Here is a 21,008-nt window from a genome sequence, read left to right on the forward strand (position 1 = left end):
TATGGCTGGAAGCTAAATGACTGCGGGCTCATGGGCAGCATCTATTGCAATTACTAACATTGATGTTAACGTAAATGTGCTTGGCCCGAATCGGTCGAGTCGCCGGAAACGGTGTTCAACGAGAACTGAAATCTGAGGAGAGGAACTATGAAAAAGACATTGGTTGCACTCGCCGCCACAGCCGCGCTCTGCACAGCGACTTCGGCCAGCGCAGACACCTGGTCGCCTTCCGGAAGCTGGCAGATGTCGGGAACGGTCGCCGTGCAGAAGGGCATAAGCCTCAACTGCCCGCTGACGATCAACGCAACGGTGCCTTCGGGCGGCGCGACTGCTTCAGCCACTCCGTCGTTCAGCGGCTTTCCCTGCGGAACGATCACCTTCAACGGCACACCCTACCTCGCGGAACTGCAGCCGGACGGCACAACGCTCACTCTGTTCAACGTTTCGGTGAACACCATTACGTCGGGCGGGTGCTCGGGCGATATCAGCGGGCAGTGGGACAACAGCGCCAAGACGCTGACCGTCAACACCACGCTGCCGGAAACCGCGCCGGGCACCGGCGACTGCACCATTGCCGGTACACTGACGCTCAATTCGCCGTCGGGCGGTTCGATCACTCCTTGATCGTTCGACGGGAAGGTCGCGACCCTGGCCTGGGCCGCGGCATTGGTGGCGGCGTAGTAGACCGCCACTCTCCTGAACTCATGCGCCTGTCCAGCGCGTGAGGCCTTCACCAGGCCCAGACTCGTGCCGCGGCCCTCAACCGGGCTGCGGCACCACTTTTTTGTTGCGGCGCCCTTACCGGCGTCGCCCTTCGGGTCTCAGTGTATCGGTGGCCGACCGTGGCGATTAAAACTGCAATAGGGCATGACTGGCCCGTATGAAGCGACCGGCAGCGCCCCCCAACCCAGGCGGCACCACTGGTGCTGGCGTACGCGGCGCGGGGGCCGTGGTGCGGTATGGGGGCGGCCTGGCCGTCGCGCTCGCCATCATCCTCCCCCTCCATCCGGCTTCGGCAACCGCCACTGCCAGGGATCGGGATAGCGCCAGCAGCGCCTCGGCTGCGCCAGACGAAACGGGCGACAGGGCCGGCAGGGATGCGGACATCGTCGTCACCGCGCCGCGCTATGGCGAAGCGGAGGTCGCCGCCGAAACCGAAATCGCGGAGGATGAAATCGCTTCGCACGGGGCCGGCACCATCTCCGAACTGCTCGAACGTCTGGGCCCGCTGATCGACCCGTCGGGGGAGGAACCGGTGATCCTCGTCAACGGGAAGGACGTTGGCTTCGACCGGTCGATCCTCGCCTATCCGCCCGAGGCGTTGCAGCGAATGGGCGTGCTCGAACCCAATGCCGCCGCCCGATACGGCCATCCGGCAGGCAAGCGGGTGGTCAACCTCGTCCTCAAGAAACGGTTCGCGAGCCGCAACGCGGAACTTGCCGCGCGGACCCCTACGCGCGGGGGGCGTCACGGCGGCGATCTCGGCGTCGGGCAGGTCGCGATTTCCGGCCCGACGCGATGGAACGTCCAGGGCCGGGTCTCCTACGACAGCGCCCTGCGCGAAAGCGCGCGCGACGTTCAGCGCGGAACCGTGGACCTCGTTGGCTACATCGCCGCGCTGGACGGCGGAGAGATCGATCCGGCCCTGAGCGCGATCGCGGGTGAGATCGTGACGGTTGCGCCGCCGCCCGACCCATCCGATACGGGGCAGCCCGCGCTGGCCGATTTTGCCGGGGTGCGCGACCCGGCATCTGTGGTCGAGGCGGCCCGTTTCGCCAGCCTCCTGCCGGCACAGCGCACTCTCAGCCTCAATCTCGGCGCGAGTCGGCGGCTCGGCGCGTTCAATGCCTCCGTGAACCTGACGGCGACGGCCAGCGACAGCACCGACCGACGCGGTTTGCCGCACATTTCGGCTGTCCTGCCGGCGGCGAACCGGTGGTCACCCTTCGCAGGCGATGTCGCGCTGGTTCGTCCGCTGGCGGGTGACACGGCCCTGCGCAACGAAAACGACACCCGATCGCTGAGCATCTCCGCAACCCTGTCAGGCCGCATCGTTGGCTGGCGCACCAACGTCTCCGCCGTGTATGGCCATAATCGCGGTCGCAACCTGCGAGAGCATGGAGTCGATCTGGAACAGGTGCAGAGTGGGCTGGACGACGACGCCGGTTTCAATCCCTACCGCCCGTGGTCGCGCAGCCTGCTTTCGGCGACACGCAGCCGGTCGGACAGCGATAACCTGAGCGTCCGGCTCAACGCTGCAAAGCCGCTGTTCGAACTGGCCGCCGCCCCCGTCAACGCCACCCTCACTCTGGATGCGATGAACAGCCAGAGCCGTTTCACGCCGCTCGACCGCCTCGGCAACGCCCAGCCCGGCGGTACCCGCACGACCTACCGGCGCGGTGGCGGCGAACTTGCGTTGAGCATACCGCTCGCCCGGCGGGACGAAACCGGGCTCCTCCCGCTCGGCGACCTTTCGCTAGACCTCGCGGCGGGTGGCCAGGCCAGTTCGGGTAGCGCTTTGCGCAGGCAGTACAGCGCAGGCTTCACCTGGTCTCCGGTAGCGTTCGTCCGGCTGCGCGGGAACTTCGAACATCGCGAAACCGCCCCGTCGAATGACGATCTCGGCGCTCCGCGTGTCGAAACGGTGAAGCGGGTGTATGATTTCGTGCGACAGGAAATCGCCGAACCCATCTGGATTACGGGCGGCAATCCAGCGCTCGATCGGGGGAGTCAGCGCGCGCTGTCGCTGTCTGCCCAGCTCCGCCCGCCAGACAGTCGGGCGATCACGGTCGACATCCGCTATCGCCGGAACGAGGGGCGGGGGGGGATTGCCCCCTTTCCCGAATTGACGCCGGTGACGGAGGCCGCTTTCCCGGAACGGATCACTCGCGACGGTGCCGGGCGGCTGGTCGCTGTCGATGCGCGGTCAATCAACATCGCGCGCAGTTCGCAAGCCGAGCTGGTGTCGGGGATAAGCCTGCGCCTGCCCGATCCTGCCGGGGCATCGGGCCTCCGTGCGACGCCGGGGCGCGATCCGCTGCGCTATACGCTATCGGTCAATCACACCTGGAAGCTGGAAAGCGAGCTGCTGGTCCACTCGGGCGCACCCCTGATCGACCGACTGGCGGAAACCGGCCAGCCACGCCACGCGCTCTCGGCGCGCGCGACCATAGGGCGCAAGGCGCTGGGCGCGAACCTGCAGGCGACGTGGAGCAGCCGATCGCGTGTCAAAGCCTCTGCCGCCGCGTCGGCCGGTTCAGACTTCCTTTATCGCCCCCCGGTGACCGTCGATCTCGGCCTGTTCGTGGAGCCGGGCGCCCTTTCGTCCAACCCCGACGATGCCGGATGGCTGGCCAACCTCAGGCTGTCGTTGGACGTGGACAATCTGTTCGACAGCTATCGCCGCGTGACACTGTCCGATGGCAGTGTCCCGCCCGGCTTCGCCCGTTACGAAGTCGACCCGCTCGGGCGGCTGGTGAAGCTAGCTGTTCGCAAGCGGTTCTAGCGCGCCGATGCAAGTGCGGCGAGGCGAAGAAAGGATTGCAATCGCAGGCCGGGATCGCGCACGGGGCGGGGATGGACGAACCGGTTGCCTCCCCCTGTCGCAATATCTGCCGCCTCTCCACCGAGGGAACGCTGTGTGAAGGATGCGGGCGGACGCTAGACGAGATCGGCCGTTGGCAGGCCGCGGAAGAGGCGGAGCGGCGAGAGATCGCGCGGGCTGCGGCGGCGCGTCTGGCCAGTTTCAGGCCGGGCCGATAACGCTCAGCGTCAGCGTGCTCTCGCTCCGCTCGATCTTCGCCGCGATGCCGAAGACATCGGCCAGGCGCGCCGCAGTCATCGTCTCTTCCACCGTTCCATTGGCGACGATCCGCCCGTCCTTCATCCAGATCAGGCGGTCGGCATAGCGCGCCGCCAGGGGCAGGTCGTGAACCACGGTGAGCACCCCGCGCCCCTCGTGCGCGGCATGGGCGAACAACTGCGCGACCTCGTGCTGATATCGCGGGTCGAGCGCGGCCACCGGCTCGTCAGCGATCAGCAGCGGAGCTTCGGTCGCGAGCGCGCGTGCGAGATGGACACGGGCCAGCTCTCCGCCCGAAAGTGTGTCAGCAGCGCGGTCCTCGAACCCGGCAAGGCGGCAGGCGGCGATGGCGCGCGCGACCGCCGCGCTATCCTCGGCAGCCAGACGGCCGGGCGCGGCACCGTAAGCGAAGCGGCCGAGAGCAATCACGTCGCGCACCGGCATCGGCCAGGCAAGTGGGCGGGTTTGCGGAAGATGGGCGGCCTTGCGCGCGCGCGCCACAGGGGAAAGGGTGCGAACATTCGTGCCGTCGATCAGCGCCTCCCCCACGTCGGGAGCGAGCAGGCCGAGCGCCAGCCGCAGCAGGGTCGATTTGCCCGAACCGTTGGGGCCGATCAGCATCGTCAGCTCGCCCGGCTCCAGCCGGAAGCTGGCATCCGTCACCAATGGTTTCCCCTGGGCGTGATACGTAAGGCCGTGCGCTTCGAGAACGCTCATCGTACCAGCCTCCCCCGCGCGGCGATCCACACGAAGATCGGCGCGCCGATCAGCGCGGCGACGACACCAAGACGCAGCTCAGCGTCGGTCGGCAGCAGCCGCACGCCGATATCGGCGAGGACCAGCACCAGCGCGCCGAGCAGTGCGGATGGCACCAGCAGTCGGGCCGGATCGTGGCCGACGAGCGGGCGCACCAGATGCGGCGCGACGATCCCGACGAAGCCGATCGCACCGGCCAGCGATACTGCCGCACCGGTCGCTAGCCCGGCGCCGAGGATCGTGGCCAACCGCTGACGCCGCAGGTCGAGGCCGATCCCCTCGGCGGCTTCCTCCCCCAACGTCAGCGCCGCCAGCCCGCGCCGGCTGACAAACAGGATGGCGGCACCAACGAGAAGGAAAGGCGCCGCATGCGCGAGATCGACGAAGCTGCGGTTGGCGACAGTGCCCAGCGTCCAGTTGATCATGTCCGCCAGGGTGAAGGGGTTGGGGGCCAGGTTCATCAGCAGCGCCATGAGCGCGGCGGAAAAGCTCGACAGGCCGATCCCTACCAGGATCAGCGTTACCGCCGATCGGGCGCGCAGCGCGGCAAGACCGACCAGAATGGTCGCGGCCAGCGCGCCGGCCACGGCGGCGAGGGGGAGGACCAGCGCCCCGGCCCCGGCAAGGCCGAAGAACAGCACGAAAGTCGCGAACAGTGCGGCCGTCGCGGAAACGCCAAGGATGCCCGGTTCCGCCAGCGGATTGCGCAACAGGCCCTGCAGCGCCGCGCCGCTCATGCCCAATGCCGCGCCGACCATTGCCGCGGCCAGTGCGCGGGGCAGGCGGATCTGCCAGACGACCAGAATGTCGCCCGGCTCGCCGTGGAAACCGAGCGCGGCGAACACTGCCGCCGGTGGTAGCGCAACCGAACCGAGCAACAGGGCGAGGAAGATCGTACCTGCCAGCAGGGCGGCCAATGCCAGATTTACCCGTGCCGTCATTGGGAAGCCTCGCGCCGAACGTCGGCCAGCGCCTCGATCGCGTCGACAAGGAACCATCCGCCGCAACTGGTCCAGGCCCCCTCCAGCGCCACCACAGGGCGCTGCGCCAGCTGCGCGCGAGCGACCGGGTGGCGTGCGGCGCTCCACAGGTCCGTGTCGCCCATCGCCCCGTCATAGAACGCGGCTGCGATCACATCGGGCCGCTCGTAGGCGAGCCGTTCGAGGGGCAGGGGGTTCCAGCCGGGTCGATCCTGAAAATTCGCCAGTCCGGCGCTGCGCAGAACCTCATGAACCAGAGTGCCTTCGCCAGAGGTGACCCCGCCCGGCGTCATGTAGAGCGCGGTGAGCGGGGCGTCCGCGGGGGTGGGAAGCGCGGCGAGCCGGCGATCCATCTTTGCTGCGACGCGCTGTCCCTCGTCCCCGGCGCCGAGTGCGTTCGCCATGCGGACCACTTCCTCTCGCACTTCGGCGATGGTCTGGGGAAAGCCGATCTGCACCACCGGAATGTCGAGATCGTCGAGGAACGATACGATGTCGGGCCCGCCGCCATAGGACCGGACGACCAGATCGGGCCGCAGCGCGACGATCTCCGCCGCGCGCGGGCGGACGGCGGGAAGTCCGTGTGCGTGATCGCGCATGTAGGAAAAGCGCTTGCCGGCATCGGGCGACAGCGCGGCGATCGCCTGCCGATCGGCGAACCGAAGCACGTATTGGTCGGCGCAGTAATCGAGGCTGACGATCCGCAGGGGCCGGCCATTCCCGGCCTCGCCCGGCGTGGGCGCAGCGCAGCCGGCAAGGGCGATTGCCGATATGATCGTCCAAAGGATCGACGCGGGGCGCCCGGGGCGTGGGAGGCGCGGTGGGCCTGGCATTGTCGGCGATCCCGAAACGGCGGCCTTGCGGGCGGGATGCCGGTTCCCCGCACGGCCTTGGACAGTCTTGGCCCGCCGGGCATGGAACCCGACGCCGGTAACCCGGCCCATTGCTGTCGATTCTGCGGGAAACCCGGTTTCCCGTCGGCTGGAGCTGACCCGGCTCCCCGGACGAACGACGCGACGGCAGGTCTCCTGGCTTGCGGATCGACGCCCTGGGCCGTCTTCCCGGCGGCATTCGCGCAAATCGCGAAGCGCCAGTGACGTGGTGGCCCGGGGCTCCCCACTTACAGTTGCGGGCACAGCGCCGGCATTGCACCGGCTTCCCTCTTCGCCGCGCGCGCTTTCGCCCGCACGGAACCGTCGCCGCAGTCAGTGCGGCGCGTGCGCGTGCTTGTCAATCTCCGGTGCGGGCCGTCAGATCCGGTCCATCGCCGTGCGCATCTTCGCCAGGGCCGCTGCCTTGAGCTGATGCACACGCGGCACGCTGACTTCCAGGACCGCGGCGATTTCGGACAAGTTGAGTTCCTCGACGAAATAGAGCTGGATCACCAACTGGTGCCGCTCGCCCAGGCTCGAGAGCGCTGCGATCAGGCTTTCGCGGTCTTCCTGCTGCAGGACCTGCCGTTCCGCATCGGGCTCGGCGGAGGCGAAGGCCCCGTCGGATTCCGAATAGCATTCATCGAGCGAGGCGATCCGGGTTTCGGCCAGATCGTGTTCGAACTGAAGAAATTCCTTGATCGTCATGCCGAGCGCCTTGGCCAGATCGGCTGCCGCGGGTTCGCGATCGAGCGACCGGCGCAGCTTCGCGCGCGCGATCTCGAGCTGACGGCGGCGGCTGCGCGCCCCGCGCGTATCGGGGGAGGCGCTGCGCAGCAGATCCACCATCGCCCCGCGCACACGCAGCTTGGCATAAGCGGCGAAACCGTCGTCGCTGGGCGAATCGTGCTTCTGCGCGCATTCGGTCAGCGCGACCAAGCCCGCCTGCATCAGGTCTTCGACGTCGACCGTCGGGCCGCCGCTGCCCGATAGATGCCAGGCGAGCTTGCGGACCATCGGCAGGAACCGGCTCACCCGGTCGCCGACGCTGCCGCGATAGGCTTCCGCCACGGCGAACTGGGTATGATCGAGTTTCATGCGGCCATCGCCTCCGTTCTTATCTGCGGGCCCTGTGCGGGCTGCTCCGCCTGTCCGGCGCGCGGTTCAGGCTGGGCCGGTTCGGCCTGTGGAGCGGATTCGCCTTCGCCTCCGACCACCGCGATCACGTCGATCGGCTGGGAGACGGGAAGTTCGTTGATCGACAGGACGGCACAGCCGGGCGCGCGCAGGCGCAACAGGCTCGCCAGTGGGCGGCGGGCGCGCGGCTGCACGATCAGCGCGGGGGTGCCCGCAGCTGCCGGTCGTTCTGCCAGGATGGCGGCGATCCTTTCGCCGATGGATCGTGCCAGGTCCGGCTCGATCACGATCGTGCCGCTGGTCGGGTCCTGCATTCCGCCCACGACCATTTCCTCCAGCTGGGCAGCCAGCGTGATGACTGGCAGACGCTGGTCTGGCGGACAGAGACTGCCGACCAGCATAGGGCCGAGGTCGGCACGCAGCATGTCGACGAGCTTTTCATGCTCGGTGGTCTGCTGGGCCGCCTGCGAAAGGCTGGAAAGGACGGGGATCGGGTGGGCGAGGGTGATCCCATCGGCCAGCAGGGCGCGCAGCAGGCGGGTAATCGCGGCCAGCGACAGTGGTTGCGGCGTGATCGTTTCCACCAGTTGCGCGTTGCGATCGCGAACCATGTCGAGCAGTTCGCGCACCTGATCGGGGCCGAGCAGTTCCTGCGGCCTTGCGGACAGGAGCTGGTTGACGTGCGTGGCGACCACGCTTTCCGCATCGACCACCAGATACCCTTCCGCCACGGCGAGATCGCGCGCCGCGGGTTCGATCCAGATCGCGGGGCAGCCGAAGCTGGGGTCCAGCGTCGCCTCGCCCGGAATTTCGGCCAGGCGGCCGGCCTCGCCGGTGTCGATGGCCAGCATCCTGTCGGCCTGAAGCTTGCCGGTGCCCAGCGGTGCCCCGCCCAGCGTGACGCGGTAGGAATCGGGCGCCAGATCGAAACTGTCCTTGATGCGAAACTGTGGCACGACGAAGCCGAAGGCCTGGCATAGCTGGCGCCGCAGGCCCGTCAGCCGGGCGACCAGCGGTGCGCCGCGCTTCTCGTCCGCCAGGTGGACCAGGCCGAAGCCCAGCTCGACCGTGACCAGCGCCTGTTCCGACACATCGCCAATCGCGATGCGGGTGGGATCGGGCGCGGGTTCCGGCTCTTCCGCGGGAACGAACTTCTTGCGCTTGCTGAGCATTCGCCAGAGCGCGAAGGCCCCTGCGGATAGGGGCAGGAAGACCGATTGCGGCATGGCCGGGATCATGCCCATCGCGGCCAGGATGCAGGCGACTGGAAGCCAGATGCCTGGCTCGGCCAACTGGCCGCCGATCTGGCCGGTGAGATCGCGCGAGTCGGCCACGCGGGTGACGATCACCGCCGCGGCGATCGACAGCAGCAGCGCCGGGATCGACGCGACCAGCGCGTCGCCCACCGCCAGCGTGACGTAAACCTGGCCCGCTTCGCCCGCAGTCAATCCGTGGGTCGCCATGCCGAGCACGAAGCCTGCGATGATATTGACCAGCAGGATCAGCAGCGCCGCGATCGCGTCACCCTTCACGAACTTGCTGGCGCCATCCATCGAGCCGTAGAAATCCGCCTCGGTCGCGATTTCGCGCCGGCGGGCCTTGGCCTCGTCAGCCGTCATCAGCCCGGCGGCCAGATCGGCGTCGATCGCCATCTGCTTGCCGGGCAGGGCGTCGAGCGTGAACCGGGCCGAGACTTCGGAAACGCGGCCTGCGCCCTTGGTCACGACGACCAGGTTGATGATCATCAGGATCATGAAGACGAACAGGCCGACGGCAAAGTTGCCCCCGATCAGGAAGGCGCCGAAGGCCTCGATCACCTTGCCTGCCGCGGCTTCCCCCTCGTGCCCGTTCATCAGCACGACACGGGTGGAGGCGACGTTGAGCGCGAGACGCATCAGCGTCGCGAACAGGAGGACGGAGGGGAAGGAGGAAAAGTCGAGCGGCTTTTCCGCATTCATCGCCGCCATCAGTACCGCGACCGAAAGCGCGATGTTGAGCACGAAGAAAAGATCCAGCATCCCCGCCGGGATCGGTACGACCATCAGCACGATGACCGCGAGAATGCCGACCGGCAGCGCCATCGAAGGGGCCAGGAAGTTCCGCCAGGTCATAGCCCGAACGCCCTGAACTTGCCGTAAGCTTCACCCACCTGCCGCGCGGCACGACCGCCCAGCGCGCCCGATCCGCCAAAGGTCGCCTGAAGCGTTTCGGCCATGGAGGGCCGGGAAGGTGCAGCTTCCGGCTCGGCCGCGAAACTGCGCCGGGCATGGTTGAACGCTGCCGCCGGGGTGGCGGGCGTGTAAGCGCCGGTTCCGCCTGCGATGATCGGGGGCGCGATGCCGCCGCCTTCCTTGGCGCGTTCGACTTTGCCGCGCACCAGTTCCATCACGTCGTCCACCGAGCGAGGTCGCCCACCCTGATAGAAGATCGCGGCATTGGCCTGTGCCGCCTTGGGGAAGAGCGATGCCGCCGGGGTTAGAGGATTGTCGCGCAGCGCGCCGAGAAAGCTCTTGGCCCCGCCAGCGCCGAGAAAATGCGCGAGATAGAGTTCGGCATGGTCGGGTTCGCGGCCCAGGAAGCCGCGCAGTTCGCCCGCATTGTCGCGCGCCAGCTCCGCCGCCATGAGCGACGACACGTCGGGATCGAAGCGCAGCGCCATGATTTGGGAGCGCATTCCCGAATCGCCGACCGTCGCCCGGCCGCCGTTGCGCGTGATTGCCGCTTCCGCCCAGTCGAGCCCGTGCGTGCGGCCATGGCGGTCGAGCGTTTCGAGCCAGGTCGAGGATATGAACTGATAGAGGCCCGAAGCGCTGGAGGTTCGCGCGCGGGCATCGGGTTCGAGGTTGGATTCGATTTTGGCCTGCGCGAGCAGATAATCGAAATCGACCCCGGTTGCGGCAGAGGCACGGGCGATCGACGCCTGGACGGCGTCACCCTGTGCCGGGCTGCGCTGAACTGATGTGACCTCTGGCAAGATTGCCCCCGGATTGGCTGAACTCGCCAGAGGTTAAGCAAGAGGTGTGCCAGAACTGATTTCCCCGGTCGCGCCGATGCCGCAAATGCACCGCGGGGGATCAGGCGGAGTAGGGAACTTCGCGAGAAACGGCGGGCCGGCCCGAGCCATAGAGGCTGATCCGCCCGGCAAGTGCGCCAAGCCGTTCCTCGACATTGGCGGCGATCAGGTTGCGGATCTTGCGGTTCACGGCGTTGAGCCGCGCGACCGCGTCCAGCAGGCCGCGGCATTCGTCGTCGAGCGGGCCTTCGGCCTGGCGCTCGATCGCTTCGCACAGTTCCAGCTTGCCGTCGGACGACCGCATGATCGAATCCAGATCGAGACCGGCAAGAGCCTGCCGCTCGTCTTCCAGAAGGGCAAGCATTTGCCGCAGGGTGTCGCGCAAGGGCCGTTCGGTCGTCATTTCGTGCTCCTCGGCAGGAAGCCCGCCGCGATCATCGCATCGGCGGTCTTGCGCGGGTCAAGAGGATAGGTGCCGCTGTTCAGCGCCTGGCGGATGGCGTCGACCCGTTCGTGATCGACGGGCGCATCGCCCTTCGCCAGCGCGACGGCGGCGAGCGCGGTTGCACCGGCCTGATCGGCCTCATTGGCCGCCGGCCTGACCTGTTCCGGCTGCGCGACGGGAGAGGCACCGCGCGTCCTTAGCCGCGCCGCGATCCCGTTTGCCGCCTGCATGTCGATCCGATCCATCGGTCCGCTCCGTTGCTGTAGCGGGACTGATAACGGCGCCGGCGCGCGATGTTTAAGGGGGGTTACGGCAAATCTATGCCGACCCGGCCGGGCTGAATCACACGGGCGCGAACGGCCTCGCGCTTTTCCCCGGCGGGCCGCACGCGAATCCACTCGCCGACCGCTCCGCCCTCCAGCGCCTCGCCCTGGCGCGACACGGTGAAACCGCTGCCCTGGATTGCGATCGACACCGATTCCCCGCGAGAGATCACCGGCTCCGCCTTTGCCGCAGTGGCTTCCGCCGCAGCGACCGGCACGAACAGGCGCCATCCGCCCGAAACCGGACAGCGGACCAGCACGGTGCGGTTGCCGCTGCCGTACCATTCCAGCGCGATCGGGGTCGGGCATTGCGTCAGTTTCAGCCGGCGGTCGACCGGCAGTTGTGCGCCGCCGCGGCTGCCCTGCGGCGAACCGGTGAAGCGTTCGACCTCGCGGTCTATGCTGGAAAGATCATGGAATCCGGCGGCCAGGGCCGGGGCCGTGACGGCAATTGCGCCGGCGGCGAGAATTGTCCGAATGGGTCGCATGGCATCACCTTTCGCTGGGCGCATTGCGCGCCGTGTTCGCGTGAGCCCTTGCAATCGTCGTGCCAGACCAGCCTAGCCGGGCTGACGCCCATCGAAATCGAGCACGACCATCAGGTCATTCTCTCCCGCCGGTTCGATCACGATCCGCGCGCTATGCCCTTCGTTCTCCGCCGTTCGGGCTAGAGCCAGCGCGGCGGTGGCTGCCCGTTCGCTGCCGGCAGGGGTGTGGCGGGCGATAATGGTGAGGTTCTGGCGTGGGTCGCGCGGCTGTTCCGCCAGCCATTCGTCCAGCGGCGGAGCGTTCGGGGCGATGCGGTAGATCGCAATCGGCTCCCCAGTTGCGGGCAAGGCCGGCACGGAAGTTTCCGCTGGCAGATCGGTGGCGGCATCGGCATCCGCTTCGGGCCGTTCGGCCATGGCGGCTGCGGTCACCATGAACAGGATCATCGCCAGATCGGCCAGCGTGGTTTGCCAGCCGCCGCGAATGGACGAACCGATCATGCCGCTGCCTTCTCGTCCATGTCCCGCTTGGACGGCGCACCTGGGATGGAGCGTTCGACTGCTGCGGCAAGCCAGGCGATCAGATCTTCCCGCTCGCTTTCCTCTGCCCGGGCGCGGCGCGCGATCGCGCCGGCGAGGGGGCTGAATACGAAGTTGGCAAGCACGAGGCCGTAGAGCGTGGTGATCACCGCCGTCCCGATCGAGCGGGCATAGTCACCGCCCGCAGCGGCGGAAAAGCCGCCCAGTGCCACCAGAGTGCCGACCAGCCCGAGCACGGGGGCCAGCTCCGCCGCTTCGGCCAGAACGCGGCCTGCCGTTTCGGCGGCGTTCCGCCGGCGGGCACTATGCCGCTCATGCTGGTCGTGCAGCGCCTTGATCGAGCGGTGACGGATGAGAGCATCGCTGAGATCGTCGAATTCGCCATCGCCGAAACTGTGCGGTTCCGCCCGCAGAATGCCGTCTTCGCAGATTTCGCGCACTTGGGCGGCCAATTCGGCGCGCACGCGGCCACTGTCGAAAGGGCGGGTCGGCAATTGCGTCAGGGCGATCAGGGCTGCGCGCGCGTCGCGCCAGCCGCAGCGCAGCAGGGTGGCGGCGAGTGTGCCGCCGAAAACGATCGCCAGCGAGACGGGATCGAGCAATTGCAGGGCGTTCATCGAAATCTCCTCGAACCGAAAGAACGCCAGCCGGGCCGTGCCATTCAGCCCCCGGCGGACATTTGCCGCATCCGGCAAGCGCTTGCCGCCTTTTCCTGCCGCATCCCTGAAAATCCTGCCGCAGGGCGAAACTGGCACGCTCTTTGCTGAAAGGGCCACGAACACGTCAGGAGACTGTCATGAGCGAAGGCCTTTTCGGAATTCACGGTGCGGCGCTGGAAATCAGGGCGCAGCGCATGGGTATGCTCGGATCGAACATCGCCAATGCGGCGACACCCGGATACAAGGCGCGCGACATCGATTTCGCCGCCGCATTGGAAGCGAAGCTGGGCGGTGCGGGCGACGATCGCGCGATCGGATCGGCCACGCGCTACCGCGTGCCGGTGATGCCCAGCCTCGATGGCAACACCGTCGAAATGGCGACCGAACAGGCCGCGTTCGGCGAAAACGCCGTCGCCTATACCGCCACGCTGGGTTTTCTGCGCGGCCGGGTCGAAACTCTCACGCGCGCGATCAAGGGCGAGTGACGATGTCCGGCCCGATGACCCTTTTCGAACTCGGCCAGCGCGCCATGTCCGCCCAGATGGTGCGGATGAACGCGGCTGCATCCAACCTCGCCAATGCCGGCAGCGTCGCTGCCAGCGAGCAGGAGGCTTACCGCCCGCTGCGCCCCGTCTTCGCAGAGCAGCTCGATGCCGCCACGGGGATGAGCACGGTGCGCGTCGATGGCGTCTATCGCGCCGATGTCGCGCCGGTGCGCCGGCATGAACCGGGCCATCCGCTCGCCGACGAGAACGGCGATGTCTGGGCCTCTCCGGTCGATGAGAATGCCGAGATGGTCGAGATGCTCGAAGCATCGCGCCAGTACCAGAACATGATCGAGGCGCTTTCTACCGCCAAGCAGCTGATGCTCGAAACGATGAGGATGAAATGACCAACGTAGCAGCCACTTCAGGCACTGCCGCCACGATGGCCGGTGCCAGCGCGGGGCGCGATTACGCCTCGCTCGGCCAGGCCGATTTCCTGCGCCTGCTGACCGTTCAGGTGCAGCAGCAGGACCCGTTCGACCCGGTCGATAACAAGGAGATGCTGGCGCAGATGGCCCAGTTCTCCTCCCTCTCCGGAATCACCGAGATGAACGAAACGCTGCAGGGCATTTCGGGAAAGCTCGATGCTCTCGCGGCTGCCCAGGCGGCCCCATCCCCGACCGAATGACGCACAGGAGCACCTAACCCATGTCTTTCTATACTTCGCTGAACGGCCTGAAGAATTCGCAGACCGAGCTGGGCGTCATCGCCCACAACATCGCCAACGTCGAAACCAACGGCTTCAAGAAGGGGAATACCCAGTTCGCCGACATCGTGGCCGGATCCGCCCAGTCGGACCCGCGCATGATCAAGGGGATCGGCGCGACGGTGGAAGGTATTACCCAGAACTTCGGCCTCGGCCCGATCGAACAGACCGGCGGAGCGCTCGACATCGCGATCACTGGCGACGGCTTTTTCGCCATGCGTTCCGCCGACAGCGGCAACACGGTCTATACCCGCAATGGCGCATTCGGCGTCGACGAGGCGGGCTTCATCACCGATGGTGGCCCCAATCGCCTGCAGGTCTTCCCGACCGATGCCGATGGCAACATCACCGGGACCACGCCGATGGACGCGCAGATCGCGCCGACCAATGCGGCCGGTGCCGAATACGTTGGCGTCGTCGTCGGGGCGGATGGTGTGGTGTCGGCGTCCTATGCCGATGGTTCGACCGAGGCGGTTGGCAATGTCGCGCTGGCTTCGTTCATTACGCCGACGGGTCTGAAGCAGATCGGCTCTTCCAACTGGGAAGCGACCGGAATTTCCGGCCAGGCCAATTACGGTGCACCGGGCACGGGCCAGTACGGATCGCTGATGTCGGGTTCGATCGAACGTTCGAACGTGGACATTGCGGAAGAACTGGTCGGTCTGATCACTGCCCAGCGCAACTTCCAGGCCAACGCCAAGGCGATCGATACCGCAACCCAGATCTCGCAAACCGTGATCAATCTGCGGAGCTGATCGGTCGCCGCGCACGCCGTGACCGGCCTTTCCCGAACGGAGAACCTCGATGGACCGCCTGATCTATACCGCGCTCAGCGGCATGAACGCTTCGATGGAGCGCCAGCGGGTAATCGCCAGCAATATGGCGAACGCCCAGACGGTCGGCTTCCGGGCGGAGCTGATCGACCAGCGCCCGGTGACCATCGACGGCGAAACGTTGAACGTTCGGGCCATGCAGCGCGCCGAAGTGCGCGGCGCCACCATGACCGCGGGCGAAATGGTTCGGACCGGGCAAGAGCTGGATCTGTTTATCCAGGGCGATGCCATGATGGCGGTGCAGGCAATGGACGGCAGCGAAGCCTATACGCGGCGCGCCGACCTGTCGATTTCGCCCACTGGCGCATTGGTCAACGGCGAAGGCCGGCCGGTGCTGGGCGATGCCGGGCCGATCACGGTGCCACTGGGCGCACGGGCGACGATTGCGCCCGATGGCGTGGTCAGCGTGACCGATCCCGCCGCGCCCGATCAGCCCCCGGTCGAAGTGGGGCGGATCAAGCTCGCCGGATGGCAGGGCAGCCCGATTTCGAAGGGGCTGGACGGCCTCTTCCGCGTGGAAGGCGGGGGCATTCTGCCGGCCGATGCCGAGGCGCAGGTGATCACCGGCGCACTGGAACAGTCCAACGTTAAACCCACCGAGGTGCTGGTCGAAATGATCGATGCGCAGCGCCTGTTCGACATGCGGAGCAAACTGATCGCGACCGCTCGCGATTGCGATCAGTCCGGCGCGCAACTGATGCGCCTGGGCTGAAGCACCCGCCGAAGAAATCGCTGACGAAAGGAACAGCCAATGCCAACTTCCGCTCTTCAGGTGGCCCGCACCGGGCTCGAGGCGCAGGACTCGCGGATGCGCGTGATCGCCAACAACCTCGCGAACGTCGGCACGACCGGCTTCAAGAAGGACCGCGCCAATTTCGCAACGCTCGCGTACCAGGACGCGCGCGTCGCCGGGCAGCGATCTTCGGGCGAGACGGCCTATGCCACCGGGCTCAACCTCGGCACCGGCGTCGCGGTTCAGTCGACCAGCCAGATCGTGACCCAGGGCGCGCTCAACACCACGGGCAATGCGCTGGACCTTGCGCTTGATGGCGACGGGTACTTCCAGGTCGAACTGCCCGGTGGGCAGCTCGGCTACACCCGCGCGGGCAATTTCACCCGCTCGGGCGAAGGGCAACTGGTGACCCAGCAGGGATACATCGTGCAGCCCGCAATCACCGTGCCCGAAGGGGCCTCTTCAATCTCGGTATCCCCGGACGGCATCGTTTCGGCGATGGTCGCGGGGGATACGGAACCGGCAGAGCTGGGTCAGCTTCAGGTGGCGAGCTTCGCCAATCCGGGCGGCTTGCGCGCGATCGGCGACAACTTCCTGGTCGAAACCGCCGCCAGCGGGGCGGCGCAGCTCGGCGCCGGCGGGGAACTGGGCCGGGGCAATATTCGCCAGGGCATGCTCGAAGCCTCCAACGTCAACATCGTGGAGGAGCTGGTCGACATGATCGAATGCCAGCGCGCCTACGAAATCAATTCGAAGATGGTCTCGTCGGTCGACGAGATGCTTCGCAACGCCAACCAGACGCTGTGAGCTACGCCATGAACCGGACACTTTCCAACCGAACCATCCCGGGGATCGCCCTGCGTTCCGCCCCGCTTGCTGCCTGCGCGCTCGCGCTTGCCGCTTGCGGCGGGGGCGAACGTGCTGCGGGCTTCCAGGCTGCTTTGCCGGCCGCTCCGGCCCCGCTCGCAGCGGCGCCCGCCAATGGCGCGATCTTCCAGCCGACCGGCGGCTTCACCCCGCTTTACAACGGCAATCGGGCCAGTCGCGTCGGTGATCTTGTCACCGTGGTGCTGATGGAACGCACGCAGACCAGCAAGTCCGCGAGTTCCAACACCAAGCGCGACGGCGGCTTTTCTTTGACCCCGCCCAGTGTGGGCCCGTTCTCGTTCGATCCGAACGTCCTTAATTCCTCGGGCCAGTCGTCGTTCAAGGGGCAGGGCGATGCCTCGCAGACCAGCGTCTTCAGAGGGGATATTACCGTGACCATCGCCGAAGTCCGCCCCAACGGCACGGCGCTCGTCCGTGGCGAGAAGGTCATGGAACTGAGCCAGGGCGAGGAGTGGGTCCAGCTTTCGGGCATCGTTCGTCTGTCGGATATCGATCAGGACAACCGCATCGCTTCCCACCGGATCGCCGATGCGCGGATTGCCTACGCCGGCAAGGGCGCGGTGCAGCGCGCAAGCCGCGAAGGCTGGCTGTCGAAGTTCTTCAACCTCGTGACACCGTTCTGAGGGACGCCATGACCCGGATCATCCTTCTTGCCCTCGCGGCATTCGCGGCTCTTTTCCCCGCGCCGGCATCGGCCGAGCGTGTCCGGGATCTGGGCACATTCCAGTCGGTTCGTTCCAACCAGTTGACCGGCTACGGCATCGTCGTCGGCCTCGACGGGACGGGCGACGACAACTTCGCCTATGTCACCCAGGCCATGCGCGGGGTGTCCGATCGTTTCGGGTTGCAACTGCCGCCCGGGGTCAATCCGGCGCTGAAGAATGCGGCGGCGGTGATGGTGACGGCAGACCTGCCGGCCTTCGCGAAACCGGGCCAGCGCGTCGATGTCACCGTATCCGCGATCGGCAAGGCCAAATCGCTGCGCGGCGGCGCGCTGATCCTCACCGCGCTCTATGGCGCCGATGGCCAGATCTACGCGATGGCGCAGGGCAACCTAGCGGTCGGCGGCCTGGGCGTTACCGGCCGCGACGGATCGAAACTGACCGTCAACGTGCCGACCGTGGGGCGCATTGCCGACGGGGCAAGCGTCGAACGCGCGGTCGCCACCGGGTTCGAGTCATCCGATGTCCTGCGCTGGAACCTCTATCAGGCGGACTTTCTCACCGCGACGCGGGTGCGGGATGCGATCAATGCGCGCTTTCCCGGCATGGCCCAGGTCGAAGACGGCGTAACGCTGGCCCTGCGGCTGCCCTATGGCGCCAACGAGCGGGCCGGGATCATGGCCAATATCGAGATGCTCGACATCGACCCGGCCGAAGCGGCTGCGCGGGTGATCGTCAACAGTCGCACGGGCACGGTGGTGATTTCCAGCGCCGTGCGCCTTGCACCCGCTGCGATCAGCCACGGCAGCCTTGTGGTGCGGATCGACGAAAATCCTACGGTGGTACAACCCGGCCCGTTCAGCCGCGGCGAAACGGCCGTGGAACAGGACAGTGCGATCGACGCCTATCAGGATGGCAATCGGGTGACGATGCTCAATCCCGGCGCATCGCTGGCGGAACTGGTCGACGGGCTCAATATGCTCGGCCTGTCACCGCCCGATCTCGTCGCGATCCTCGAAGCGCTCAAGCAGGCGGGATCGCTCAAGGCGGAAATGGTGGTGATATGACCGACGCAATCACCCTGTCGCAGGCCAACCCGGCCATCGTTTCGGCCAATGCGCCGGGCGGGACGGAGCGCGAACGGCTGGCCGAAGCGGCCCGGCAATTCGAAGCGATCTTCGTGCGCCAGATGCTCGCCGCTGCCGACAAGACCGATTTCGGCGGAGACGACGTTTTCGGCAGCAGCGGAGAAGAAACCTTCCGCGAAATGCGCGATGCGCGGTTTGCCGAACTGGCTTCGGGCACCGGTGCGCTGGGCCTTGCTGCCACTATCGAGGCGCAACTCGCGCGCTTCGTCGGACCGGGGGAGAGCTAGACCATGGCGTCCGACCTGCTTTCCATCGCAGCCAGCGGCGCGCGCGCGGCGCGCGCGGCGCTCGACGTTACAGCGCAGAACATCGCCAATGCGTCGAGCGACGGCTATGTCCGTCGCAGCGCGCGCATGTCGGAAGTTTCGGCCGCCGGCGGGCAGGGCCGGGTCGGCGACATATCGCTTTCGGGCGCGCGCATTTCGGGCATTCACCGCAATGCGGACATGTTCCGGCAGGCGGAAGTCCGCCGGACCGGCAGCGATCTGGCGCGCGCCGATACCGAGCTGCGCGGCCTGGAAAATATCGAGGCTGCGGTCGAACAGTCCGGCATCTACGATTCCATCGTCGAGTTCGAGGCGGCGCTGCAGCAGCTTTCCAGCGATCCGGGCAACCCGTCGCTCCGCGCGGCCGTGCTGGCCGGCGCGGATACGCTGGCCAACAAGTTCAACATTGCGGTCGATTCGCTCGACGCTGCTGGCGAAGGGGTGCGTTTCGACGCCGCGGCCTCCGTCGAAGAAGCGAACGGGATCGGCCAGGAACTGGCCCGCGTGAACTTGCGCCTTTCGCGGGCGGGAGAAGGCAGCAGCGACCGTGCCAGCCTGCTCGACCAGCGCGACTCCCTGCTCGAAAAGATGAGCGGGATTGTCGATATCTCCACCAGCTTCGCTCCGGACGGTGCCGTTACCGTTACCGCCGGGGGTGCGACGATGGTGGAAGGCGGGCAATCGGCAGCGCTGACGATGACGAGCGCGCCCGACGGCACGATCGCTTTCCAGCTGGGCGGCGCTGCCATCGCACCGACCGGCGGTTCACTTGCAGGCGCAGCGCTGGCGCTGGATTCGGCGACCGGCGTTCGCGCACGGCTCGACACCCTGGCAGATCAGGTGGCCGGAACCGTCAATGCGGCGCAGGCAAACGGGGTGGCTTTCGACGGCAGCCCCGGTCAACCCATATTCGCCGGTAGCGGCGCCGCCGGCATCCGGGTCGTTGCCACGCAGGGCAGTGCGATCGCGACTGCCCCTGCGGGCTCGCCTGCGGGCAGTCTCGACGGATCCAATCTCGCTGCCCTGCGCCAGGCACTGGACGGTGCTGACGTCGCCGGATCGGCCAACGGGCTGCTGTTCGACGTGTCGAGCGCGGTTTCGGGCCGCCGGGTCACGCGCGACGCGCTGGACGCGATCGCATCCTCTGCACGCATCTCGCTGGAACAGCAGGCCGGCGTGGATCTCGATACCGAGGCCGCGAACCTGATGCGTTTCCAGCAGGCATTCCAGGCGTCTGGCAGGGCGATGCAGGTCGCCAGCGATATCTTCGACACCATAGTGGGACTGAGGTGAAGCCATGATCAGCCTTAGCACCTCCGCATTCTACGAGCGCGCAACGCGCCAGGTCGGCACGCTGCGGGCCGAGGCGGAAAAGCTGCAGGAACAGATGGGCACCGGACAACGTCTGTCGCGCTCTTCCGACGACCCTGTGGCCGCCGCCCGGCTGCGCACGCTAGCGCGGACGGAACGGCTGACCGAGATTGATCAGAGCAATTCGGATGTCGCATCGAACGATCTGGCGCTGACCGACGATGCGCTGGGCTCGCTCGCCAATCTGGTGATCCGGGCGCAGGAACTGGCGACCCATGCGGCCAGCGAAACGCTGAGCACCGAACAGCGTGCCTCCATCGCGACCGAGATCGAGAATCTGCAGGATGCCGCTCTGCTGATTGCCAACGGACGCAACAGCGCGGGTCACGCGCTGTTCGGCGGGCAGGCGACCGGCGCGGCGTATGAAACCGGGCCTGGCGGGATCGCCTATATCGGCACCGCCAGCAAGGACGCGGCCGATCTGGGCGATGGGCAATCGGTCATCCCCGGACTGACCGGGCCGGAAGTTTTCGCCTTCGAGGTCGACGGAACACCGACCGATTTCTTCGCCGTTCTGGGCGAACTCGCCACCGGCTTGCGCGCTGGCGTCGACCAGACGGGGGCGAGCCGCACCGCGCTGGACGGGCTTGCCGCAGGGCTGGAGAAGGTGACCACCGCCCAGACCGTGGTCGGCGCGCGGATGGGCTGGATCGAAGTAATGAACGATCGCCGGACCACGGCGTCGGAACGCGTGGCGGACGAGCAACTTGCCGTCGGCGGCGCCGATCCGGCGGAGACCATGATCCGGCTTCAGGAAGTGACCACCGTACTCGAAGCGAGCCAGGCCAGCTTTGTCCGGCTCGCCGGGCTGTCGCTGTTCGACATGATGCGCTGATACGAA

25 protein-coding genes and 1 riboswitch are annotated in these 21,008 nt (G+C 67.1%); of the genes, 14 read left to right on the forward strand and 11 right to left on the reverse strand.

Annotation, left to right across the window (positions count from 1 at the left end; genetic code table 11):
* Window positions 1–147: 147 nt before the first annotated feature.
* The 3 genes from AM2010_RS00395 (at window position 148) to AM2010_RS13865 (ending at window position 3,762) form a co-directional block, all read left to right on the forward strand.
* Window positions 148–624, forward strand: a complete 477-nt coding sequence (locus tag AM2010_RS00395) for a hypothetical protein (RefSeq protein ID WP_047805397.1) — start codon at window positions 148–150, stop codon at window positions 622–624.
* A gap of 256 nt (window positions 625–880) precedes the next feature.
* Window positions 881–3,505, forward strand: a complete 2,625-nt coding sequence (locus AM2010_RS00400; protein WP_150115308.1) for a TonB-dependent receptor — start codon at window positions 881–883, stop codon at window positions 3,503–3,505.
* Window positions 3,506–3,576: 71 nt separating this feature from the next.
* Window positions 3,577–3,762 carry a DUF1289 domain-containing protein gene (locus tag AM2010_RS13865; RefSeq protein WP_082132747.1) on the forward strand — a complete coding sequence of 62 codons (186 nt, stop codon included), beginning with the start codon at window positions 3,577–3,579 and terminating at the stop codon, window positions 3,760–3,762.
* Here the strand turns inward: AM2010_RS13865 and AM2010_RS00405 are convergent.
* From AM2010_RS00405 to AM2010_RS00455, 11 genes are all read right to left on the reverse strand, one after another.
* A complete protein-coding gene (locus tag AM2010_RS00405) occupies window positions 3,746–4,519 on the reverse strand; it encodes an ABC transporter ATP-binding protein (protein ID WP_047805399.1) in 774 nt (257 codons plus the stop codon). The two genes, AM2010_RS13865 and AM2010_RS00405, sit on opposite strands and share 17 nt — an antisense overlap.
* On the reverse strand, window positions 4,516–5,499 hold the full coding sequence (locus tag AM2010_RS00410) for a FecCD family ABC transporter permease (protein ID WP_047805400.1): 984 nt from the start codon (window positions 5,497–5,499) through the stop codon (window positions 4,516–4,518). The genes AM2010_RS00405 and AM2010_RS00410 overlap by 4 nt, the downstream gene beginning before the upstream one ends.
* Window positions 5,496–6,371 (reverse strand): ABC transporter substrate-binding protein, encoded by an 876-nt coding sequence (locus tag AM2010_RS00415; protein WP_047807551.1) that lies wholly within the window; start codon window positions 6,369–6,371, stop codon window positions 5,496–5,498. The genes AM2010_RS00410 and AM2010_RS00415 overlap by 4 nt, the downstream gene beginning before the upstream one ends.
* Window positions 6,372–6,539: 168 nt before the next feature.
* Window positions 6,540–6,751: riboswitch (cobalamin riboswitch) on the reverse strand.
* Window positions 6,752–6,788: 37 nt separating this feature from the next.
* Entirely contained in the window at window positions 6,789–7,508 is a 720-nt protein-coding gene (locus AM2010_RS00420) for a sigma-70 family RNA polymerase sigma factor (RefSeq protein ID WP_047805401.1), read from the reverse strand.
* Window positions 7,505–9,658: a flagellar biosynthesis protein FlhA gene (locus tag AM2010_RS00425; protein ID WP_047805402.1), complete on the reverse strand. Its 2,154-nt coding sequence runs from the start codon at window positions 9,656–9,658 to the stop codon at window positions 7,505–7,507. The genes AM2010_RS00420 and AM2010_RS00425 overlap by 4 nt, the downstream gene beginning before the upstream one ends.
* Window positions 9,655–10,521: a lysozyme family protein gene (locus tag AM2010_RS00430; protein WP_047805403.1), complete on the reverse strand. Its 867-nt coding sequence runs from the start codon at window positions 10,519–10,521 to the stop codon at window positions 9,655–9,657. Before AM2010_RS00430 ends, AM2010_RS00425 begins: the two co-directional genes overlap by 4 nt.
* A 100-nt stretch (window positions 10,522–10,621) precedes the next feature.
* Window positions 10,622–10,963, reverse strand: a complete 342-nt coding sequence (locus AM2010_RS00435) for a hypothetical protein (RefSeq protein WP_047805404.1) — start codon at window positions 10,961–10,963, stop codon at window positions 10,622–10,624.
* Complete coding sequence (gene flgM / locus AM2010_RS00440; protein ID WP_053043817.1) at window positions 10,960–11,250, reverse strand: flagellar biosynthesis anti-sigma factor FlgM; 291 nt, start codon at window positions 11,248–11,250, stop codon at window positions 10,960–10,962. The genes AM2010_RS00435 and flgM overlap by 4 nt, the downstream gene beginning before the upstream one ends.
* 62 nt (window positions 11,251–11,312) lie before the next feature.
* Window positions 11,313–11,816 (reverse strand): flagella basal body P-ring formation protein FlgA, encoded by a 504-nt coding sequence (locus tag AM2010_RS00445; RefSeq protein WP_047805405.1) that lies wholly within the window; start codon window positions 11,814–11,816, stop codon window positions 11,313–11,315.
* Between the two features lie 72 nt (window positions 11,817–11,888).
* Entirely contained in the window at window positions 11,889–12,317 is a 429-nt protein-coding gene (locus tag AM2010_RS00450) for a hypothetical protein (protein WP_047805406.1), read from the reverse strand.
* Window positions 12,314–13,051 (reverse strand): MotA/TolQ/ExbB proton channel family protein, encoded by a 738-nt coding sequence (locus tag AM2010_RS00455; RefSeq protein WP_236699472.1) that lies wholly within the window; start codon window positions 13,049–13,051, stop codon window positions 12,314–12,316. The genes AM2010_RS00450 and AM2010_RS00455 overlap by 4 nt, the downstream gene beginning before the upstream one ends.
* Before the next feature lie 101 nt (window positions 13,052–13,152).
* Between AM2010_RS00455 and AM2010_RS00460 the strand changes: the two genes are divergently transcribed.
* Genes AM2010_RS00460 through AM2010_RS00510 form a run of 11 tightly spaced genes read left to right on the forward strand, consistent with a single transcriptional unit; the run spans window position 13,153 to window position 21,002 of the window.
* Window positions 13,153–13,500, forward strand: coding sequence for a flagellar basal body rod protein FlgB (locus AM2010_RS00460; RefSeq protein WP_047805407.1), 348 nt, complete (start codon window positions 13,153–13,155; stop codon window positions 13,498–13,500).
* Window positions 13,501–13,514: 14 nt separating this feature from the next.
* Window positions 13,515–13,907 carry a flagellar basal body rod protein FlgC gene (gene flgC / locus AM2010_RS00465; protein ID WP_420834964.1) on the forward strand — a complete coding sequence of 131 codons (393 nt, stop codon included), beginning with the start codon at window positions 13,515–13,517 and terminating at the stop codon, window positions 13,905–13,907.
* Window positions 13,904–14,188 (forward strand): flagellar hook assembly protein FlgD, encoded by a 285-nt coding sequence (locus AM2010_RS00470; protein WP_047805409.1) that lies wholly within the window; start codon window positions 13,904–13,906, stop codon window positions 14,186–14,188. Before flgC ends, AM2010_RS00470 begins: the two co-directional genes overlap by 4 nt.
* A gap of 20 nt (window positions 14,189–14,208) precedes the next feature.
* Window positions 14,209–15,021: a flagellar hook-basal body protein gene (locus AM2010_RS00475; RefSeq protein ID WP_047805410.1), complete on the forward strand. Its 813-nt coding sequence runs from the start codon at window positions 14,209–14,211 to the stop codon at window positions 15,019–15,021.
* A gap of 49 nt (window positions 15,022–15,070) precedes the next feature.
* Window positions 15,071–15,811 (forward strand): flagellar basal body rod protein FlgF, encoded by a 741-nt coding sequence (locus AM2010_RS00480; protein ID WP_047805411.1) that lies wholly within the window; start codon window positions 15,071–15,073, stop codon window positions 15,809–15,811.
* A gap of 39 nt (window positions 15,812–15,850) precedes the next feature.
* On the forward strand, window positions 15,851–16,639 hold the full coding sequence (flgG, locus tag AM2010_RS00485; RefSeq protein WP_047805412.1) for a flagellar basal-body rod protein FlgG: 789 nt from the start codon (window positions 15,851–15,853) through the stop codon (window positions 16,637–16,639).
* Window positions 16,640–16,647: 8 nt separating this feature from the next.
* Window positions 16,648–17,343 (forward strand): flagellar basal body L-ring protein FlgH, encoded by a 696-nt coding sequence (locus AM2010_RS00490; RefSeq protein WP_082132749.1) that lies wholly within the window; start codon window positions 16,648–16,650, stop codon window positions 17,341–17,343.
* An 8-nt stretch (window positions 17,344–17,351) separates the two neighbouring features.
* Window positions 17,352–18,449 (forward strand): flagellar basal body P-ring protein FlgI, encoded by a 1,098-nt coding sequence (locus AM2010_RS00495; RefSeq protein ID WP_047805413.1) that lies wholly within the window; start codon window positions 17,352–17,354, stop codon window positions 18,447–18,449.
* Entirely contained in the window at window positions 18,446–18,757 is a 312-nt protein-coding gene (locus tag AM2010_RS00500) for a rod-binding protein (protein WP_047805414.1), read from the forward strand. Before AM2010_RS00495 ends, AM2010_RS00500 begins: the two co-directional genes overlap by 4 nt.
* 3 nt (window positions 18,758–18,760) lie before the next feature.
* Complete coding sequence (flgK, locus tag AM2010_RS00505; RefSeq protein WP_047805415.1) at window positions 18,761–20,089, forward strand: flagellar hook-associated protein FlgK; 1,329 nt, start codon at window positions 18,761–18,763, stop codon at window positions 20,087–20,089.
* Between the two features lie 4 nt (window positions 20,090–20,093).
* Window positions 20,094–21,002 carry a flagellin N-terminal helical domain-containing protein gene (locus AM2010_RS00510; RefSeq protein ID WP_047805416.1) on the forward strand — a complete coding sequence of 303 codons (909 nt, stop codon included), beginning with the start codon at window positions 20,094–20,096 and terminating at the stop codon, window positions 21,000–21,002.
* Window positions 21,003–21,008: the final 6 nt, after the last annotated feature.

The organism is Pelagerythrobacter marensis (genome assembly GCF_001028625.1).
Lineage (GTDB): Bacteria > Pseudomonadota > Alphaproteobacteria > Sphingomonadales > Sphingomonadaceae > Pelagerythrobacter > Pelagerythrobacter marensis.

Coding starts and splice junctions, on each gene's coding strand:
- AM2010_RS00420 (WP_047805401.1), bottom strand. CDS start 7,508: ATGAAACTCGATCATACCCAGTTCGCCGTGGCGGAAGCCTATCGCGGC.
- AM2010_RS00460 (WP_047805407.1), top strand. CDS start 13,153: ATGAGCGAAGGCCTTTTCGGAATTCACGGTGCGGCGCTGGAAATCAGG.
- AM2010_RS00435 (WP_047805404.1), bottom strand. CDS start 10,963: ATGACGACCGAACGGCCCTTGCGCGACACCCTGCGGCAAATGCTTGCC.
- AM2010_RS00400 (WP_150115308.1), top strand. CDS start 881: ATGAAGCGACCGGCAGCGCCCCCCAACCCAGGCGGCACCACTGGTGCT.
- AM2010_RS13865 (WP_082132747.1), top strand. CDS start 3,577: ATGGACGAACCGGTTGCCTCCCCCTGTCGCAATATCTGCCGCCTCTCC.
- AM2010_RS00425 (WP_047805402.1), bottom strand. CDS start 9,658: ATGACCTGGCGGAACTTCCTGGCCCCTTCGATGGCGCTGCCGGTCGGC.
- AM2010_RS00510 (WP_047805416.1), top strand. CDS start 20,094: ATGATCAGCCTTAGCACCTCCGCATTCTACGAGCGCGCAACGCGCCAG.
- AM2010_RS00415 (WP_047807551.1), bottom strand. CDS start 6,371: ATGCCAGGCCCACCGCGCCTCCCACGCCCCGGGCGCCCCGCGTCGATC.
- AM2010_RS00410 (WP_047805400.1), bottom strand. CDS start 5,499: ATGACGGCACGGGTAAATCTGGCATTGGCCGCCCTGCTGGCAGGTACG.
- AM2010_RS00405 (WP_047805399.1), bottom strand. CDS start 4,519: ATGAGCGTTCTCGAAGCGCACGGCCTTACGTATCACGCCCAGGGGAAA.
- AM2010_RS00480 (WP_047805411.1), top strand. CDS start 15,071: ATGGACCGCCTGATCTATACCGCGCTCAGCGGCATGAACGCTTCGATG.
- flgC (WP_420834964.1), top strand. CDS start 13,515: ATGACCCTTTTCGAACTCGGCCAGCGCGCCATGTCCGCCCAGATGGTG.
- flgK (WP_047805415.1), top strand. CDS start 18,761: ATGGCGTCCGACCTGCTTTCCATCGCAGCCAGCGGCGCGCGCGCGGCG.
- flgG (WP_047805412.1), top strand. CDS start 15,851: ATGCCAACTTCCGCTCTTCAGGTGGCCCGCACCGGGCTCGAGGCGCAG.
- AM2010_RS00470 (WP_047805409.1), top strand. CDS start 13,904: ATGACCAACGTAGCAGCCACTTCAGGCACTGCCGCCACGATGGCCGGT.
- AM2010_RS00475 (WP_047805410.1), top strand. CDS start 14,209: ATGTCTTTCTATACTTCGCTGAACGGCCTGAAGAATTCGCAGACCGAG.
- AM2010_RS00450 (WP_047805406.1), bottom strand. CDS start 12,317: ATGATCGGTTCGTCCATTCGCGGCGGCTGGCAAACCACGCTGGCCGAT.
- AM2010_RS00490 (WP_082132749.1), top strand. CDS start 16,648: ATGAACCGGACACTTTCCAACCGAACCATCCCGGGGATCGCCCTGCGT.
- AM2010_RS00445 (WP_047805405.1), bottom strand. CDS start 11,816: ATGCGACCCATTCGGACAATTCTCGCCGCCGGCGCAATTGCCGTCACG.
- AM2010_RS00500 (WP_047805414.1), top strand. CDS start 18,446: ATGACCGACGCAATCACCCTGTCGCAGGCCAACCCGGCCATCGTTTCG.
- flgM (WP_053043817.1), bottom strand. CDS start 11,250: ATGGATCGGATCGACATGCAGGCGGCAAACGGGATCGCGGCGCGGCTA.
- AM2010_RS00495 (WP_047805413.1), top strand. CDS start 17,352: ATGACCCGGATCATCCTTCTTGCCCTCGCGGCATTCGCGGCTCTTTTC.
- AM2010_RS00395 (WP_047805397.1), top strand. CDS start 148: ATGAAAAAGACATTGGTTGCACTCGCCGCCACAGCCGCGCTCTGCACA.